We start from the raw sequence: 18512 nt of genomic DNA, 5'->3' as shown, positions 1-18512 counted from the left end.
AAAGAAGATGCAATTTTGCACCTTCTGAGAATGCAAAAAATGCCTTTTTCAACAGAAAAAGGCATTTTTACTAAATTAAGTTTAAACTATTTCGCTAACCAAATATTATTTTCAGGTGTCGCATCCATAAATATACCACCGTCAAGTGCAATCTGTTTGATTTGTTTTTTATTTTTCAATTGAATTCTGGCCAATTTTTGATTGCCTTCCCACACTAATGGTGTTTGATGAATGGTTTCTTTTGAATCATCTGCATAAACAAGATTGATATCAAATGGAATAGCAAAACCCCCAACATTTTCTACAACAACAGTATTTTTTGAAACATCTTTAATTGCGATATCTAAATAATTATTTGTGAAAAACCAATTATTAAAAAACCAATTCAGGTTTTTTCCTGAAGCAGTATTCATTGAATTAAAATAGTCCCACGGAATTGGGTGCTTTCCATTCCAGTTATCCATATAGGCGTGCAATGACTTTTTGAACAAATCATCTCCTAACATATCTTTTAAAGCCAAATAAGAAAGAGAAGCTTTTCCGTATGAATTATTTCCGTAACCAGGACCCGAAAGTTGAGAAGACATAGATATAATAGGCTGATCTTCTTCGGTAGACGAATCTTTGATGTATTGCTGAACCCTAAAATTTTTATAGAATTTATCTGCTGCTTCTTTTCCGTGTTCTTCAATTCCAATTAAATATTCAAAAGTTGTTGCCCAGCCTTCGTCCATAAAAGCATAACGTGTTTCGTTAATTCCCATGTAAAAAGGAAAATAAGTATGTGCTACCTCATGATCCTGAACTAATTGTGCAAAAACAGGATCTCCCATTTGAGAATCGTTACACATCATTGGGTATTCCATGTCTGCAAATCCCTGAAAAGCTGTCATTTTAGAAAACGGATAAGGTACTCCCGGCCATTTGTTCGAGAAATAATCCAATGCATATTGGTTATTTTTTACAGAAGCTACAAAATCAGTTCCTTTCACATCGTATGCCGCCTGAACACTAGCACGACGATTTATTTTTTTATCCACCAAAACACTGCTGGCATCCCATAAATAATGATCACTCAATCCGAAGCAGACATCTGAAATATTTTTTGCTTCAAATTTCCAGATAATAAAATCGTTTTGTTTCGTTACAATTCCGCTTTTCATTTCCTGCTCGTTGGCAATATGCAAAACTTCATCTGTTGTATATGATTTTTTCAGGCGCGCTGCAAATTCAGGCTGTAAAACGTCATCAGGATTCAGTAAATCTCCTGTAGCGTAAACCACATAATTTTTTGGTGCTTTTACTGAAAAAGTATAATCGTTAAAGTCGTTGTAAAACTCCTGACGATCTGTATGAGGCAATCTGTCCCATTTATTGTAATCATCAAAAACAGTGACACGAGGATAACTGTATGCTACAAAAAAAGTAGTTTCGTCTATTTGTCCCTCTCTCCCGCTCTCTTTAGATAAAGGATAATTCCAATCGATGTTAATCGTGATTTTTGAATGTGGCAAAAGCGCTTTTTTCATTTTAACAACACCAACAGTTCCCCAGTTTTTGGCGTCTTCTTTATAAACTTCACCTTCAATTTTTAAAGATGTAATGGTAAGTCCATCGCTCAAAAAATCATCACTCACACTTCCTCCTCTTGGCGAAGATGGTTTATGAAGATTATTAACAAATCGAATTGGCAGGTTTCTCAAAGTATCATTACTGTTATTTTCGTAAACGATAGTTTCTGTTCCTGAAACGATTTTAGTTTTAGGATCTACTGCAATTTCCATGTTGTATGTACCACGATTTTGCCAATAATTTTTTCCAGGCTTTCCGTCCATAGAACGTGTGCCTTTGGCATAAACCTCTTTTATGTTTCGAGGCATATATAATTCCTGAGCGAAATTATTTTGTGCCAGAAATAAAAAGGCCACCAATGCTAATTGTAATGTTTTTTTCATAAAATAAGTTAAGTTTTGGGTGATTTTAATATCAATATAATATTAGTGGATTTTTTTAACTTAATGTTACACTTCTGTTTAAAATATATTTTTTGATTGCCTCCGGATTTAACCGCAAGGTACGCAAGGGTTTTTCGCAAGGAACGCAAAGTTCTTTTTTCTTTACTCACTGGATAAAATTGCACGCAATCCCGAGACTTCGGGAGCAAAGCCGCCAAGTTATCAAATTTAAAAGCTTAAAAAAAACTTTGCAACTTTGCGACTTTGCGAGATTAAAAAGAAAACTTAGTGTCCTAGCGTCTTTGTGGCAAAAACCTTAGAACCTCAGCACCTTATAAAAAGCAAAACCGTCTTTCTCTGGCGAAAAAAGACGGTATCTACAATTAATATATAACCTTGATAACTACAAAATGTAATCGGTATTAATGAAATTTGATTCCTTGCTGTTTAGCAATTCCTGCAAAATTTCATTGTTATAATCGATATCTTTTGAAGCCACGAACGTACGAATTGAGAAGGAGCGCAAAGCATCTGGAATACTTAAAGTTCCTACAGCTGAATCTTTACGACCTGTAAACGGGAAAGCATCCGGACCTCTTTGGCAAGAACTGTTTAGGTTTACTCTGCAAACCAAATTTACCAGAGCATCAATAAGCGGTGCCAAAGTTTTGATGTTTTTCCCGAACAAACTTACTTGTTGTCCGTAATTTGATTCGGCCATATCATCTAATGGTTCCTGAATGTCCTTGAAGGAAATAATTGGCACAACCGGACCAAACTGCTCTTCGTGATACACGCGCATTTTGTTGTTTACCGGATATAAAACCGCTGGGAAAATGAAATTATCAGTATGTTTTCCTCCTTTTTCATTTAATATTTTTGCTCCTTTATGAACGGCATCATCAATTAATCCCTGAATATAAGCTGGTTTATCTGTTTCCGGAAGTGGCGTTAAAGAAGCACCGTTTTCCCATGGATTTCCAAACTTCAATGCATCTACTTTTTCAGAGAAGCGTTTGTTGAATTCTTCTGCTATAGACTCATGAACATACAATACTTTTAGCGCAGTACAACGTTGTCCGTTAAACGATAAAGTTCCTGTGATACATTCCTGAATTGCCAAATCTAAGTCGGCATCCGGTAAAATAATAGCCGGGTTTTTAGCTTCCAAACCTAAAATCAAACGAAGTCTGTTTTTATTTGGATGCTGGTCCTGCAAAGCAATCGCCGATTTACTGTTTCCAATTAATGCCAAAACATCAATTTTTCCTGATTTCATAATTGGAGAGGCCACTTCACGACCTCTTCCGTATACGATATTAATAACCCCTTTTGGAAAACTGCTTCTAAAAGCTTCCAACAAAGGCGAAATACATAAAACACCGTGCTTAGCAGGTTTGAAGATTACCGTATTACCCATAATCAGGGCCGGAATCAACAATGAAAAAGTTTCATTAAGCGGATAATTGTAAGGTCCAAGACACAAAACAACCCCAAGAGGTCCACGACGAATCATGGCGTTTACACCTTGTACTTTTTCAAAATGCGAACTGCGTCCGTTTAATTCTTTATAACTGGCAATAGTGTCCTGAATATATTCAACTGTTCTGTCAAATTCTTTTTGCGAATCGCCAAGGTTTTTTCCAATTTCCCACATTAAAAACTTCACCACTTCTTCGCGTGTTGTTTTCATCTGTTTTACGAAATTTTCCATGCATTTTATACGATCAACCACTTTCATGGTTGGCCACAAACCTTGTCCTTTATTGTAGGCAGTATTTGCTGCTTCCACAACTTCTGCAGCTTCGGTTTCTCCCATAAACGGAATCGAACCTAATAATGTTGGTGTGTATTTTTCTGTCGAAGAAATCGTCGAAAACACAGGTGTGGTTTGTCCTGTCCATTTTTTCAATTCTCCATTAACAAGATACGTATCCTGGTTTAGTTCTTTAATTTGAAATTCTTCGGGTATTAAACTCATAATTTGGTCATTTATAGTCTGGTTATTAATAGCATTTTAAACGAAAAAAAGAGGCTTTTGGTGCCTCTTCTTTTATTTTATGGATTCACGGTTTCCCCTTCCCAGTCCAGAATTCCACCAAGCAGATTATAGGCATTATCAATCCCTAATTCGTTCATAATCTGACATGCTTTGGCACTTCTGGCTCCAGAACGGCAATACACGTAATAATTTTTATTTTTATCTAATTCTTCGATTTCGTATATAAAACCTTGTCCTTTATTGATGTCAATGTTTACAGCATTCTCAATGTAGCCGTCATTAAATTCGTCTTCAGTTCTTACGTCAAGTATAACTGCATTCTCGTCAGCAGCAAGCTGATTAACCCAATCTTCTTGTGATAAATTCATAATAAATGTGTTTTTGTAAAATTACGACGTTTCTATTAATTAAAAACGTACCAAATGCGATTTCGATTATTATTCTCAGAAAACGTTTTAGAGAAAGGATTATAATCAGTGAAATACAAATTTACTTACTATTTTTAAAAATACACTCCATAAAACCCATCGAAAATAGGATTTTTTCATTTGCGGATAATGCAAGTTAAAAATAGTTTTCGCACAATTAATACCATTTCAATCTGCTATCTTTGTATTAAAAGAGGTGTTTGATTTTATTTTAATAAAAAAGTTTGCCACGAATTTTCACGAATTGATTAGTTAAAATTAGTGTTGTTAGTGGCAAAAAAGCAACGACTGTCAGTTCGAGCGGAGTCGAGAACCCGCAATGCATCTCGACTCCGCTCGATGTGACAAAATTATTTATATAAATGCAAAATTCAATAAAAGATATATTTCCTAATTTCTCCCCTGAACTCATTTCGACCATCGAAGAAAACGGAAGCGCTCAAAACTTTGAAGCCGGAACCATTTTAATGCGAACCGGACAATACATCAAGAATACCGTTTTAATTACCAAAGGGAAAATTAAAATCTACCGTGAAGGCGAAGACGGCGGCGAGTTCTTGATGTATTATTTACAACCCGGACAAGCCTGCGCCATTTCGATGATCTGCACGGCCAAAAGCGAAAAAAGCCAAATCATGGCCAAAGTCGTCGAAGATGTTTCTGTCATGATGATTCCATTGCAAATGATGGACAAATGGATGATGGAACACAGATCATGGTATGAATTCGTAATCGAAACCTACAGAAGCCGTTTTGAAGAAGTTCTGGAAGTTGTAGACAATATCGCTTTTAGATCTATGGATGAGCGTTTAGAATTTTACCTCAAAAGACATTCTGACGCTTGCGGCTGTTCCGAAGTAAAACTATCCCATCAGGAAATTGCCTCAGAATTAAACACCTCCAGAGAAGTGGTTTCCAGATTACTTAAAAAAATGGAACAAAGGGGCTTGGTAAAACTTAATCGTAATCAAATTGAATTATTGAAGTAAGTTTTTTTGCCACGAATTTCACTAATTTACACAAATCGATTGCTGTTTCATATCGAGCGTCCCGAGACTTCGGGAGAGAACCCGCAACGCATCTCGACTCCGCTCGATGTGACAATAAAAAATTCGTGAAAATTCGTGAAATTCGTGGCAAAAAATCCTTCTGTGATAAATGTTACTGTAGATTTCTTTTTATCGAAGCACCTTTGTAAAAAATAAATACAATGGAATACATAGGCTATTTTGCTTCAATCATTATCGGGGTTTCGCTGGGCTTAATAGGCGGCGGCGGATCGATCTTAACCATTCCTATTCTAGTGTATTTGTTTAAAGTAAATCCGGAGCAGGCCACTTCTTATTCCTTATTTATTGTGGGAATGACTGCTATGTTTGGGAGTTACAGCCATTACAAAATGGGAAATCTAAAATTAAAGTCGGCGTTGTATTTTGCGATTCCGTCTGTGATTTCAATTCTGATTATCCGCGAAGTTATTTTTCCTCAAATTGCTGCCACTTTATTTTCTGTGGCTTCTTATTCCGTTTCCAAAGATTTTCTGATTATGATTATCTTTTCAGTTTTGATGATTACCGCAGCAATTTCGATGATTCGAAAACCGCAACCTGAAATAAAAGGCGCCGAAACGAATTATTTACAATTAAGTCTAATAGGTTTCATTGTCGGAATCATAACCGGATTTCTGGGTGCCGGCGGTGGATTTCTAATTATTCCTGCCCTGCTTTTTTTCGCCAAATTACCTATGAAACAAGCGGTCGGAACTTCATTATTAATTATCTCAATCAACTCTTCAATAGGTTTTGGAGGCGATTTATACATCGGCACTCCCATAAATTATCCCTTTTTATTAGGCGTTTCTGCAATGGCCCTCCTCGGAATGGTATTAGGAAGCCAACTTTCTAAAAAAATCGACGGAACAAAACTGAAACCAATTTTTGGCTGGTTTGTTCTCGTAATGGGATTTTATATCATTACAAAAGAAGTTTTATTTTAGAATTTAGTTTCTCGCAGATTTTGCAGATCCGGGAGATTTTTATTTAATTTTACTTGTAGATCAATCTTTGTCCAAGTTTTAAACTTTGACAAAGATGAAAAATCCGTTTATTCTTTAAGAGTAAACGGATTTGTATTTTTTGGGCGTTTCCTCCGGCCGGGCTATCCGCTATATCTTTTTCTTGCTAAAGAAGCAAGAAAAAGGATACCGCTTCTATCCCTAACGCACACTCAGATAAATTAAGGTTTTTGTTATAATTTAAAGAAATGCTAAATGAGATTGCTTCGTTCCTCGCAAAGACACACGCTACGTCATTGCGAGGAACGAAGCAACCACACTAAAATATTAAACGCAATAGCCGTTGGTTAAACCAAATTTAATTCGTGAAAATTTGTGAAATTTGTGTCAAACCATCAATGCTCCCCATACCCAATATCATCCATTTTCCCACTAAAAACGCGATATTGAATAATAAAATAAACAATTACCAGAAACAAAGCGATAAAAAACCAGCTCATCCCGGCATTCAAACCGTATTCTCCAGCGGCGGTGTTGTAAATCGTCAATGACGGATTTACATTATTCGTCGAAGGCAAAACATTTGGAAAAATCGAAACCGCTGTAGAGGCAAATCCTCCCACTAAAAATAGGGTTGAAAACAAAAATCCGTAACCATCTTTTTTGAAGGAACGCACTTTGAATAAACCTATAATTCCAACAAAGGTCATAATCGGAAAAAACCAAAGAATCGGATTTTCGACAAAATTATGAAACGGCTCCGGCTCGATAAAATGCCAAATTTGAAGTGAAATAAAAACTAAAATCAGCAAGACAATATTCAATTTAAAAACGACATTTTTAAGTTGTGCGTTTAAAGAAGAATTGGTTTTAAAGATAATCCAGTTCGCTCCGTGAATCGTTAAAGCTACAACACTCACAATTCCGAGGAAAAGTGTAAACCAATCTATAATTCCCAATTCATTCGCCTGCGGACTAAAAGTCGGATTCCACAAAGGCAAAAAGAAAAAGTGAGGTTCCTGTGTCGAAACTCCGTTGGTTACCATTCCGAGATTAACACCACGAACAATATTCCCCAAAGCAATTCCGAAAAATAATGCCAAAAGCAAACTCGCAATTCCGAACGCTTTATCCCAAATCGATTCCCACATTGGGTGATGTACCTGACCGCGCATTTCTAATCCGATGGCGCGGAAAATCAACAGCCATAAAATCATGATCAAAGGCAAATAAAATCCGCTGAAAGAAGAGGCGTATAAAGTTGGGAAAGCAAAAAACAAAACACCACCGGCAGCGATAATCCAAACTTCGTTGGCATCCCAAAACGGACCAATTGCGTTTGTAATTGCTTTTTTATCTTTTTCAGTATTGGCAAAAAACAAATGAATAATTCCTGCTCCAAAATCGTAACCATCTAAGACAATATAAACGGCCAAAATTCCCATTAAAACTACGTACCAAAAAAATTCCATACTTATATTTTTTCTGTTGAAAGTTCCACATGATGAGGCCCTTTATTGATAATTTTTCCAATCAAAAGTAAAAACAGCATTCCGAGCAACAAATACAACCCGATAAAACCCAATAAAGTAAACAAGGTATTCCCGGACGAAACCGTTGGCGACGCTCCAGATGCAGTTCGCATTAAATTATACACGAGCCACGGCTGTCTTCCTAATTCGGCAGTGTACCAACCTGTTGTATTAGCGATGTACGGAAACGGCATCATAAACATGAGCGACCATAATATCCATTTGGTTTCAAACAATTTCCCTCTGATTAATTGAAAAAGAGAAAGGACCATCAAACCAATAAAAACGGTGCCAAGTCCGACCATAATATGATAGGCATAATACAATCCTGAAATATTCGTTGGATGCAAATCTTCTTCAAATTGATCCAAACCCTGAATTTCCTGATCCCAATTTCCATACGTCAGGAAACTTAAGATATTAGGAACTGCGATTTTATTGTCCAGTTTTTTATCTTTTACATCAGGTTGACCGATTAAAACAATTTCAGAACCTTTTTTCTCGGTATGAAAAATTCCTTCCATTCCGGCAAAAGTCACGGGTTGATATTTTACAACATTTTTTGCCAATAAATCGCCCGTTGGAACAGCCACAATTATACTCGAAATCAACCCGAAAATAACGCCGGTTTTCAGAAACAATCTCCCGAAAGAAACATTCTTCTGACTCAAAATATAAAAAGCGCCAATTCCCGCCACGACAAAAGAACTCGTAACCAAAGAAGCCGCCTGATTGTGCAAATAAGAAGGCCAAAGCCAAGGATTTAGGAATAATGCCTGAAAATTATTCAGTACAAATTTTCCGTTTTCGAGGATTTCATAACCTACTGGATTCTGCATCCACGAATGTGTGGCAATAATTAAAAATCCGCTGGCCCAGGAACCGATGCAAATCAATAATCCGGTTACAAAATGCCATTTATGTCCGAGGAGTTTTTCTCCAAATAAAAATATGCCGAGAAATGAGGATTCTAAAAAGAAGGAAAACATCCCTTCCATCGCTAATGTCTGACCGATAATACCTCCGGTCAATTCAGAGAATTTAGCCCAATTAGTACCGAATTGAAATTCCATCGGGATTCCGGTTACCACGCCCATCGCAAAATTCAATGCGAAGATTTTCATCCAGAAATGCGTTGCGTGATTGTATTGTTCGTTTTGAGTTTTTAAGTATTTCCATTTGAAATAAACAATGATCAAAGAAAGTCCCATTGTTAGCTGCGGAAAAAGGTAGTGAAAGGTAATTGTGAAGGCGAATTGCATTCGGTCATAAAAAAGCATTTCTTCCATTATAGTGGTATTTGGTTTTATGAAGTTCCACAAATTTACCCATTAAAACCCAAAATTCCTTCCTTAAAAAAAAGTTTATACGTTGGTATTTGTTAAACTTTTAGTTATTTTGAAAACTTTAAATAGTAAATTTTAAACACATAGAAACATAGATTTCTTTTGTCTAAAAAAGGCGTTTCACTAATCTAAAGACACATAGCTATGTGTTTTAAAACAAGTGAAACGCCTTTTTTTAAGCTATGAAAAACTATGTTTCTATGTGTTTAAAAGCTATTCATCCTTCAAAATTCCTTTTTTAACACTTTCATTTATCAAGTCTTCAGCGTAATTCCATAAAGTTGTTGAACCTTCTTTTATGACGCTCTTTTTTTCGTAAACCTTTTTATAATTCACACCAAATTCCTTCCATGTTCCGCCATCGTTAGAAGTGTTTTGCAATAAAGGTTCTAACCTGTCCATCGATTTTGCAAACTTGGCTTCATTGGTTTCACCGGCTTCAAATTCGTCCCAAATGGCAATCATTTCATCTGCCTGTTTCTTCGGGAGTAAACCAAAAATACGATTCGCCGCCAATCGTTCTTCGTCTGTATTATCGTGACTTTTTACTGTATCATAAATAAAAACATCTCCGGCGTCGATTTCTACAATATCATGAATCAGAACCATTTTTACTACTTTCAAAATATCAATCAGTTGGTCTGAATGTTCAGCCAAAACAATCGCCATTAAAGCGAGATGCCAGCTATGCTCCGCATCGTTTTCATTTCGGTCGCTGTTGAATAGCTTCGTTTTTCGCTGAATGTATTTTACTTTATCAATCTCTTTTATAAAAGCAATTTGATCCAATAAGTCTTTTGTGTTCATAATGTTTAATGTAGAGTCGTAAAATTACGTAGATTTTTTTTTCCACCATATAAGTGATATAAGTTCATTTTAATTTTTTGCGATTATACTTCAGCTTATAATTAGCCCATGTAAGCTTTAAATATGCCGAATCCTTAATTAATTTAAAGTGAATTTAAAAACACATTATACAGCACACACCTTATATGTCCTAATATAATCTTAGCACAATCTAAACTCTAGCTTATAATTTCTTATATGCCTTATATGGTAAAACAATCAAACGTTTTTTCGGAAAAGTAAAATTTCTGTAACAATAGTCACTTATTTTCCGAAAAAACAAAGTTACCTTTGTACAGCATATTTTAGATTTCATATCATGAAAATTGAACAAATTTACACCGGATGTCTTGCACAAGGTGCTTACTATATCACTTCAAATGGCGAGGCAGCAATTATTGATCCGTTAAGGGAAATTCAACCTTATTTGGATCGTTTAGATCGCGATCAGGTTAAGTTGAAATACATTTTTGAAACGCATTTCCACGCCGATTTCGTTTCGGGTCATATTGATTTAAGCAAAGAAACCGGAGCGCCTATCGTTTACGGCCCAAATGCGGCCTGTGAATTTGACTGCATTTCTGCGAAAGACGGAGAAGAATTTAAAATCGGAAATATTACAGTAAAAGCATTGCACACTCCAGGTCATACTATGGAAAGCACGACTTATTTATTGATTGACGAAAACGGAAAAGATCATGCGATTTTTTCTGGAGATACTTTATTTATTGGAGATGTTGGTCGTCCGGATTTAGCGCAAAAAGCAGCCGGAATGACACAAGACCAATTGGCCGGAATTTTATTTCATTCACTTAGAGATAAAGTAATGACTTTGGCTGATGATGTAATCGTTTATCCTGCGCATGGTGCTGGAAGCGCCTGCGGGAAAAACATGAGTAAAGAAACCGTTTCGACTATTGGGAATCAAAAAGCGACGAATTATGCTTTGCGTGCCGATATGACCGAAGCCGAATTTATTACTGAAGTTACCGACGGATTATTACCTCCTCCTGCTTATTTCAGCATGAATGTTGCGATGAATAAAGGCGGTTACGAAAGCTTCGAATCGGTTTTACATAACGGAATGAAGCCAATTAAAGCCGAAGATTTTGAGGCTGTTGCCGAAGAAATCGGCGCGTTGATTTTAGACACCAGAAAAAGTGGCGATTTCTATAAAGGATTTATTCCGCAATCTATTAATATTGGAATCAACGGTGATTTTGCACCATGGGTAGGAACTCTCGTTGCAGATGTTAAACAACCTATTATATTAGTAACCGAAAATGGTTTAGAAGAAGAAACTGTAACACGTTTAAGCCGTGTAGGTTTTGATTCGATTATCGGACATTTAGAAGGTGGTTTTGAAGCCTGGCAAAAAGCTGGTTTTGAAGTGGATACTGTAAATAGAATTTCAGCAGAACAATTTGCTACTGAATTCAAAATTGAAGAACACAAAGTTATTGATGTTCGTAAAGAAACTGAATACGAAGCAGAACATATCGAAGATGCTTACAGTAAACCTTTGGCTTATATTAATGACTGGGTAAAAGATATTAACCCGAACGAGCATTTTTATTTGCATTGTGCAGGCGGATATCGCAGTATGATAGCAGCATCGATTTTACAAGCGCGCGGTTTCAGAAATTTTACCGAAATTGACGGCGGTTTTGGAGCAATTGCTAAAACAGCAATTCCAAAATCAGATTTCGTTTGCCAAAGCAAAATTTTGAAAGCATAACATATTTTTTTTCCACCATATAAGTTATATAAGTTCATTTAATTTCGGTGCGTTTTAACCCTAAACTGGCTAACCTTATATGCGCTCATATAAGTTCAGCGCGATTTAAGCTCCAACTTATAATTACTTATATAACTTATATGGTGGAAAAAACATTTAATATTAAAACATGAGTATACTAGAAATCATAAAAGAACCTTGGCCTTGGTACGTTGCGGGTCCACTAATTGGATTGACTGTTCCAATATTATTGATTATCGGAAATAAATCTTTCGGGATTAGTTCTTCACTTCGACATATTTGTGCGGCTTGTATTCCGGCGAATATTTCATTTTTTAAATACGATTGGAAAAAAGAAAGCTGGAATTTATTCTTTGTTTTCGGAATTTTCCTTGGCGGGATAATCGCTGCTTATCTTTTAGCAAATCCAAATCCGGTTGAAATTACACCAAAACTTTCAGAGCAATTAGCTTCGTACGGTATAACAGATCATTCCGGTTTACTGCCAAAAGAATTGTTTTCCTGGGAAAGTTTATTTACGCTTCGCGGATTTATCATGATTGTGGTTGGCGGATTTTTAGTTGGTTTCGGAACGCGTTACGCTGGCGGATGCACAAGCGGACATGCGATTATGGGAATTTCAAATTTACAATGGCCTTCCTTAGTAGCGACAATCTGTTTTATGGTTGGCGGTTTTATAATGGCGAATTTGATTCTGCCTTATATCCTTGCTCTTTAGGATATTCTTTCACTTTAAAATTTCAAAAATGAATAATTTAGAAAATAAAAATACCGATACAGAAGGAATCAATGCAAGTCAAATAAAAGATTCCGGATTATCAAACTTAAAATATCTTTTGGTGGGAATCTTTTTCGGAATTGTATTCGTAAAAGCCGAAATCATCAGCTGGTTCCGTATTCAGGAAATGTTTCAATTGCAGTCTTTCTTTATGTACGGCGTAATTGGAACCGCGGTTGTGGTTGGCGTAATATCAGTTCAAGTCATTAAAAGGTTCAACATTAAAACCATACAGGGTGAAAAAATAGAAATCCAACCAAAGGTTTTCAGCAAAGGGCAAATCTATGGCGGGTTAATGTTTGGATTTGGATGGGCGATTACCGGAGCTTGCCCTGGGCCTTTATTCGCTCAAATTGGGACGGGAGTTACCGTAATTGTGGTTACTTTATTAAGTGCGATTGCCGGAACCTGGTTTTATGGTTTAATTAAAGACAAATTGCCTCATTAAAAAATGAATACATTATTATTACGAAAAGCAACTCTTTCAGAAATACCTCAAATTTGGGAAATCATTCAAGATGCAATCGAACAACGACGATTAGAAGGAAGTCAGCAATGGCAAGATGGGTATCCCAATGAACTTTCGATTACAAACGACATAAATAATGGTTACGGTTTCGTACTTACAGAAAATGATTCTATTGTATGTTACGCTGCTATTATTTTCGACATAGAACCTGCTTATGAAGAAATCGAAGGCAAATGGCTTACGAATGACGATTATGTTGTGGTACATCGCGTAGCAGTTTCAAAATTGGCAAAAGGAAAAGGTATTGCGACAAAACTTTTTCTGAAAATAGAAGAATTAGCAGTCCAACAGAATGTCTATAGTATTAAGGTAGACACTAATTTTGACAATGTTCCGATGTTGAAAATCTTAGATAAATTAAACTATACTTATTGTGGTGAAGTTTATTTTAGAGGCGGAGCACGAAGAGCGTATGAGAAAAAATTAGTTTAAAAATATAAGTTTCAAGTTATCTATCAAACCCGACAGGTTTTATCCCGAAGCTTCGGGACTGTCGGGTTTCTTGTATCGTGTGCTTGCGTGAGGGATAGAAGCCAGCTACCGAAGTAGCGCGGATAGCCCGACAGCATTTAAGAAAAGGCCTAATGAACAAAAAGTTGATTAGGCCTTTTTTTAAATGGTGGCACGCCCCTATTGATTTATTTTAGATTTTTGAGTTTAGATTTTTGATTTAAAACTTTCATTTAATTCAAAAATTTACTCTATTTTTACCCTAATTACATAGGGTAAGTATAGTTATAAATTTCGGCTTTAAATGAATTAACGAAAAATTAACACAACACTTGTATATACAAATATTAAAAACTATACATTTGTATATACAAATTATACACTTACGACTATGACAATTGAAGAGGTTATAAAAAGTACAGTTAAGTTGGATAATGCGAGAAAAGTTATTCTGAATATCATGTACACCCAAAATGTGATTCATGATCATTTCAGCGAAATACTTAAACCGTATGATCTGTCAGGAGAGCAATATAATGTGTTGCGCATATTAAGAGGACAAAAAGGAAAACCTGCTAATATGTGTGTTATACAGGAAAGAATGCTTGCTAAAACAAGTAACACAACACGATTGGTTGACAAACTTTTATTGAAAGATTACGTAACAAGAAACGTTTGTCCGGGCAACCGACGCAAAATTGAAGTTTTAATCACTCAAAAAGGATTAGATATCTTAAACGAATTAGATCCGAAAGTAGATAAGCATGAGCGTACATTTGCTAAAAATTTGAGTCAGAAAGAACTAGAATTACTAAATGAATTATTAGAAAAATACCGAACCCAAAAAAATTAATATTATGAGTACATTATTAGAAAATTTAAATTGGAGATACGCAACAAAAAAATTTGATGCAACAAAAAAAATCTCTGCTGAAGATTTAAATACTTTAAAAGAAGCTGTTAGATTAAGCGCTTCTTCATACGGATTACAACCTTACAGAGTTGTTATTGTTGAAAACCCTGAAATTAGAGAAAAACTGAAAGCTGCAGCTTACGGACAAACTCAAATTACTGATGCTTCTCAACTTTTCATTTTTGCTAACGATTTGAATCTTGGCACGGAATCTGTTGACAGTTACATCAAAAACATCAGCGAAACAAGAGGTGTTCCTGCTGAAGCCCTGGCTGGATTCAGTGACATGATGAAAGGTTCAATTGCTAATTTATCTGATGAGAATAAAAACATCTGGACAGCAAAACAAACTTATATCGCTTTAGGAACTTTATTAAGTGCTGCATCTGAATTAAAAATCGATGCAACTCCAATGGAAGGTTTTAACGCAGCAGCATTCAACGAAATCTTAGGTTTCGACAAATTAGGTTTAAACGCTTCAGTTATTGCAACTGTTGGTTACAGACATGAAGCAGACGATGCTCAACATTACAAAAAAGTTAGAAAATCAAACGAAGAATTATTTATAACACTATAATTATTATTAATCCAAAATCAATCTTAACAAAATGAAAAATTTAAAAAAAATTGCAATAGCATTATTCGTAGCAGCGGCTAGTATTTCAGTAAATGCTCAAACAAAGAAAATCGACGTAAAAGCATCTACTATCAAATGGGTAGGTAAAAAAGTAACTGGAGAGCACTCTGGAACTGTAAACTTTAAAGACGGAGCTGTAGTTTTCAAAGGAAAAAAATTAACTGGAGGAAGCTTTACAGTTGACATGACTTCATTAACTTCTACAGATTTAACTGGAGAATACCAAGGAAAATTGAATGGTCACTTAAAAGCTGACGATTTCTTTGGAACTGACAAATTCCCAACTGCAAAATTAGTTTTCAAAACTATCGGAGCTAAAGCAACTGACGTTTATACTGTAACTGCTGATTTAACTATCAAAGGAATCACTAAACCAGTAACTTTTGACATTACTGTAGCTGGAAACACTGCTACAACTGCTTTCAAAGTTGACAGAACTAAATACGGTATCAAATACAACTCTGGTAACTTCTTCGAAAATTTAGGAGACAAAACTATCAGTGACGATTTCGAGTTGACTGTTGCTTTAAAATTCTAATATAAGGCTTACTAATTCTTGTACAAAAATTAAAAACCTGAACTTTTGTTCAGGTTTTTTTTATGCTTAAAAATAGATTTTACACCATAACTAACTCTTTTTAAAATACATATATAAAAAACGAAAATTTTTGTTAAATTTGATATACGCATCGATGAACTATTTCAAAACAACTAAGGAAATAAATATAGCCAAATGTCAAATTTTGCATTTCTACTCCCAAACATCGCAAAGAAATACAAAAGTATTAGCTTCAAACTTTTTTTAATCGCATTCACCTTGTTATCCTCTGTGTCTGGGATTTCTCAAAATACAAAAACAGAACTGGATTCCATTATTAAGGAATTAGGAATTAAAGATAAAGCTAACCTCATTATACTTAAAGGCAAAGCCGAAAGTGAAAAAAAAATGAGAGAGGAAAAATACATTAACTATCAAAATGTTCAAAAACAAAATAAACTTTTTAATTTAATTGAAACCGAAATTCAGAATGCAAAATTTCTTTTAAACAAAGGATTCAATTACAAAGACGTAGCGGAAGAAATTCATCAATTAAAAGATTGGGAAGAATTTGCCGTTAGGGGAATTGTAGGAAAAAAATTTATCGTTTTAACGGATCGAAATCTTAGTTCGACTTCTATTCTTCTTGACGAATTATTAAAACGCTCCACCGATCGTTTAAAAAAAATCAGTCTTGAAAACCAACAACTCAGCCGCACTCAGGAAAAAATAGACTCTCTGGTTGCTCAAAAAAATCTGTATTATGTTCCAAGTGATTCTGTTTCGAGAGAAATTTACCGCCACCAATCCGAAAGAACAATTAAGGATATCACACTGATTTCTGAAAGATTAAAAAATGCCGTGGACAGCATTCAAACATTGGAAATCACTGGAGACCAATTGAAATATAAAATTGAATCGGATATCATTGAAAATAACAGGCTCAGAAAATTAGAACAAAGCCAATTGTTTACCAAAAAAGTACCTGTTTTTAAGCGCCCTGTTATTTCTATAGATCCATTTACAACTTCTATCAGGACAAATTATCTAGTGATGTATTTTTATTTAATAAACAATAAAAACTCACTTCTTACAATGTTGCTCTTGATACTTGGAACTGCGATTTATTTCAGATTGCAAAAAGGAAAATTTATTGATCTGGGCTTTAAAAAAGAAATGTTGCTTGACATCAATATCTTAAACAGTCCGATCTCTGCTGCATTTTTGGTTGTATTAAATTTATATCAATTTATACTGCCAATGCCTCCGCTTATTTTCTCCATAATTATCTGGACGGTATCTACTATTGCATTGACCATAATGATGCGGCATACGATCAGGACATTTGTCTGGAAAGTCCTGATTTCCATTTTTGTCCTTAATTTATTAGCCTTTTTTGACATTATAATACTAATTCATTTTGTCGGAGAATCTTTTTTAATTTTAGCAATAAATATTCTTGGCATCGGAATAGGCGTTTATTCATTTGTAAACAGAGCCCAATTTCAAAGGAAAATTTATTTATGGTATATTGTTATAGGAGCTATCATTCAAATTTTTTCATTTTATTATTTGGTCAACGGCCACTATAATTTAGGGAAATTTTTAATGACAAAAGCCGTTTATTCCATAGTTGTAATTTTTTCTCTTTACAACACTTTAATCGCTATTAAAGAGATTAATTTGGTCTCTAAAATTTTAAAAACAACTGACGAAGACAGTTTGAAGAAAACTATAAAAGGCATCCCGAATAAGTTTAACGCTGGCTTTTATCTACTACTTTTTGTTTCTTGTTTTATACTAATGATTAGAAACACCTATAGTTTTCAAAGTATCGTTGATCCTTTAAGAAATTCTATTTCCGAGACAAGAAATATTGGAAATATCTCTTTTACATTTGAAAATATTATAACATTCGTTCTTATTATTTTATTGTCTGGTTTCGTTTCAAAGGTAGTTTCCTTTTTAGCGAGCGATAATCAGGTTATTAAAAACAAGGATAAAGCTAAAAACATAGGAAGCTGGATGTTTTTATCAAGAATTACAATTGTGACTGTAGGTGTTCTGGTCGCATTTGGTGCAACTGGAATTCCGTTAGACAGAATAACACTAATCATAAGTGCACTTGGAGTCGGTATCGGTTTTGGTATGCAAAGTCTTGTGAACAACCTAATAAGCGGATTAATTATTGCCTTCGAAAAACCGGTAAATCTAAATGATATTATCGAAGTAGGCACACAATCCGGAAAAATGAAATCAATCGGTATTCGAAGCAGCGTTGTTACAACCTTTGACGGCGCAGATGTAGTGATTCCGAATGGAGAATTACTGAATCAAAATTTAACCAACTGGACACTTGGAAACAACCAAAGACGATCGCAAATCCGATTTGGTGTTGCTTATGGAACCGACTTAGAATTCACAAAAAAAATACTGATCGAAATCCTTGAAAAGAATAAAAATATTCTAACAAAACCTGCTCCTACTATTTGGTTTACCAAATTTGGGGATAATTCGATTGATTTAGTGGTAATGTATTGGATCAAGCATTTCGATTTTGACTATGAGGTTAAAAGCCAATTGATTATAGCCATTGACAACACATTAAAAGCAAACAAAATTGTCATACCGTTTTCACAACAGGATATTCACATTATTAATAAAAATATCGAAGATAAAGAACCTGAAGATTAGCGAGTTTAAGGTTTATAGCGGAAGTTTAAATTCGCAAATAAAAATCATCCTCAATTTCGATAATAAAAAGAGATTTTTCTTTTCAAAAATA

General features: G+C 35.0%; 16 protein-coding genes. 10 read left to right on the top strand and 6 right to left on the bottom strand.

Annotated elements, in window-relative coordinates; translation table 11 throughout:
* Positions 1-86 precede the first annotated feature (86 nt).
* The 3 genes from J2X17_RS10265 to J2X17_RS10255 form a co-directional block, all read right to left on the bottom strand.
* A complete protein-coding gene (locus J2X17_RS10265) occupies positions 87-1955 on the bottom strand; it encodes a M1 family metallopeptidase (protein WP_310297272.1) in 1869 nt (622 codons plus the stop codon).
* A 403-nt stretch (positions 1956-2358) separates the two neighbouring features.
* Positions 2359-3936 (bottom strand): NADP-dependent glyceraldehyde-3-phosphate dehydrogenase, encoded by a 1578-nt coding sequence (locus J2X17_RS10260; RefSeq protein ID WP_310297270.1) that lies wholly within the window; start codon positions 3934-3936, stop codon positions 2359-2361.
* 77 nt (positions 3937-4013) lie between these two features.
* Entirely contained in the window at positions 4014-4325 is a 312-nt protein-coding gene (locus tag J2X17_RS10255) for a rhodanese-like domain-containing protein (protein WP_089350670.1), read from the bottom strand.
* A gap of 422 nt (positions 4326-4747) precedes the next feature.
* Here J2X17_RS10255 and J2X17_RS10250 point away from each other — a divergent pair, with 422 nt between their 5' ends.
* A complete protein-coding gene (locus J2X17_RS10250) occupies positions 4748-5374 on the top strand; it encodes a Crp/Fnr family transcriptional regulator (RefSeq protein WP_310297263.1) in 627 nt (208 codons plus the stop codon).
* Between the two features lie 221 nt (positions 5375-5595).
* Positions 5596-6381 (top strand): sulfite exporter TauE/SafE family protein, encoded by a 786-nt coding sequence (locus tag J2X17_RS10245; RefSeq protein ID WP_310297260.1) that lies wholly within the window; start codon positions 5596-5598, stop codon positions 6379-6381.
* Positions 6382-6794: 413 nt separating this feature from the next.
* Here J2X17_RS10245 and cydB read toward each other — a convergent pair whose 3' ends face one another.
* The 3 genes from cydB to J2X17_RS10230 form a co-directional block, all read right to left on the bottom strand.
* A complete protein-coding gene (gene cydB / locus J2X17_RS10240; RefSeq protein ID WP_310297257.1) occupies positions 6795-7871 on the bottom strand; it encodes a cytochrome d ubiquinol oxidase subunit II in 1077 nt (358 codons plus the stop codon).
* A 2-nt stretch (positions 7872-7873) separates the two neighbouring features.
* Positions 7874-9220 carry a cytochrome ubiquinol oxidase subunit I gene (locus tag J2X17_RS10235; RefSeq protein ID WP_310297253.1) on the bottom strand — a complete coding sequence of 449 codons (1347 nt, stop codon included), beginning with the start codon at positions 9218-9220 and terminating at the stop codon, positions 7874-7876.
* Positions 9221-9490: 270 nt separating this feature from the next.
* Positions 9491-10084 carry an HD domain-containing protein gene (locus tag J2X17_RS10230; protein WP_310297250.1) on the bottom strand — a complete coding sequence of 198 codons (594 nt, stop codon included), beginning with the start codon at positions 10082-10084 and terminating at the stop codon, positions 9491-9493.
* Between the two features lie 358 nt (positions 10085-10442).
* On the opposite strand from J2X17_RS10230, the gene J2X17_RS10225 reads away from it, so the two are divergent.
* From J2X17_RS10225 to J2X17_RS10190, 8 genes are all read left to right on the top strand, one after another.
* A complete protein-coding gene (locus J2X17_RS10225) occupies positions 10443-11861 on the top strand; it encodes an MBL fold metallo-hydrolase (RefSeq protein WP_310297248.1) in 1419 nt (472 codons plus the stop codon).
* 175 nt (positions 11862-12036) lie between these two features.
* On the top strand, positions 12037-12600 hold the full coding sequence (locus J2X17_RS10220; protein ID WP_310297599.1) for a YeeE/YedE family protein: 564 nt from the start codon (positions 12037-12039) through the stop codon (positions 12598-12600).
* A gap of 28 nt (positions 12601-12628) precedes the next feature.
* Complete coding sequence (locus J2X17_RS10215) at positions 12629-13108, top strand: DUF6691 family protein (RefSeq protein ID WP_310297245.1); 480 nt, start codon at positions 12629-12631, stop codon at positions 13106-13108.
* A gap of 3 nt (positions 13109-13111) precedes the next feature.
* Positions 13112-13621: a GNAT family N-acetyltransferase gene (locus J2X17_RS10210; RefSeq protein WP_310297243.1), complete on the top strand. Its 510-nt coding sequence runs from the start codon at positions 13112-13114 to the stop codon at positions 13619-13621.
* Between the two features lie 409 nt (positions 13622-14030).
* Positions 14031-14492: a MarR family winged helix-turn-helix transcriptional regulator gene (locus J2X17_RS10205; protein WP_310297240.1), complete on the top strand. Its 462-nt coding sequence runs from the start codon at positions 14031-14033 to the stop codon at positions 14490-14492.
* 4 nt (positions 14493-14496) lie between these two features.
* The gene (locus J2X17_RS10200; RefSeq protein ID WP_310297237.1) at positions 14497-15129 is read left to right on the top strand and encodes an NAD(P)H-dependent oxidoreductase; all 633 of its coding nucleotides are present in this window, start codon (positions 14497-14499) and stop codon (positions 15127-15129) included.
* A gap of 31 nt (positions 15130-15160) precedes the next feature.
* Positions 15161-15727: a YceI family protein gene (locus tag J2X17_RS10195; protein WP_310297234.1), complete on the top strand. Its 567-nt coding sequence runs from the start codon at positions 15161-15163 to the stop codon at positions 15725-15727.
* Between the two features lie 195 nt (positions 15728-15922).
* Positions 15923-18421, top strand: coding sequence for a mechanosensitive ion channel family protein (locus J2X17_RS10190; protein WP_310297231.1), 2499 nt, complete (start codon positions 15923-15925; stop codon positions 18419-18421).
* Positions 18422-18512 lie beyond the last annotated feature (91 nt).

The sequence above is a fragment of the Flavobacterium aquidurense genome (assembly GCF_031458035.1).
Taxonomy (GTDB): domain Bacteria; phylum Bacteroidota; class Bacteroidia; order Flavobacteriales; family Flavobacteriaceae; genus Flavobacterium; species Flavobacterium aquidurense_C.
The sequence above is the reverse complement of the archived record's forward strand: the minus strand, read 5'-3'. Positions and strand labels throughout refer to the sequence as shown.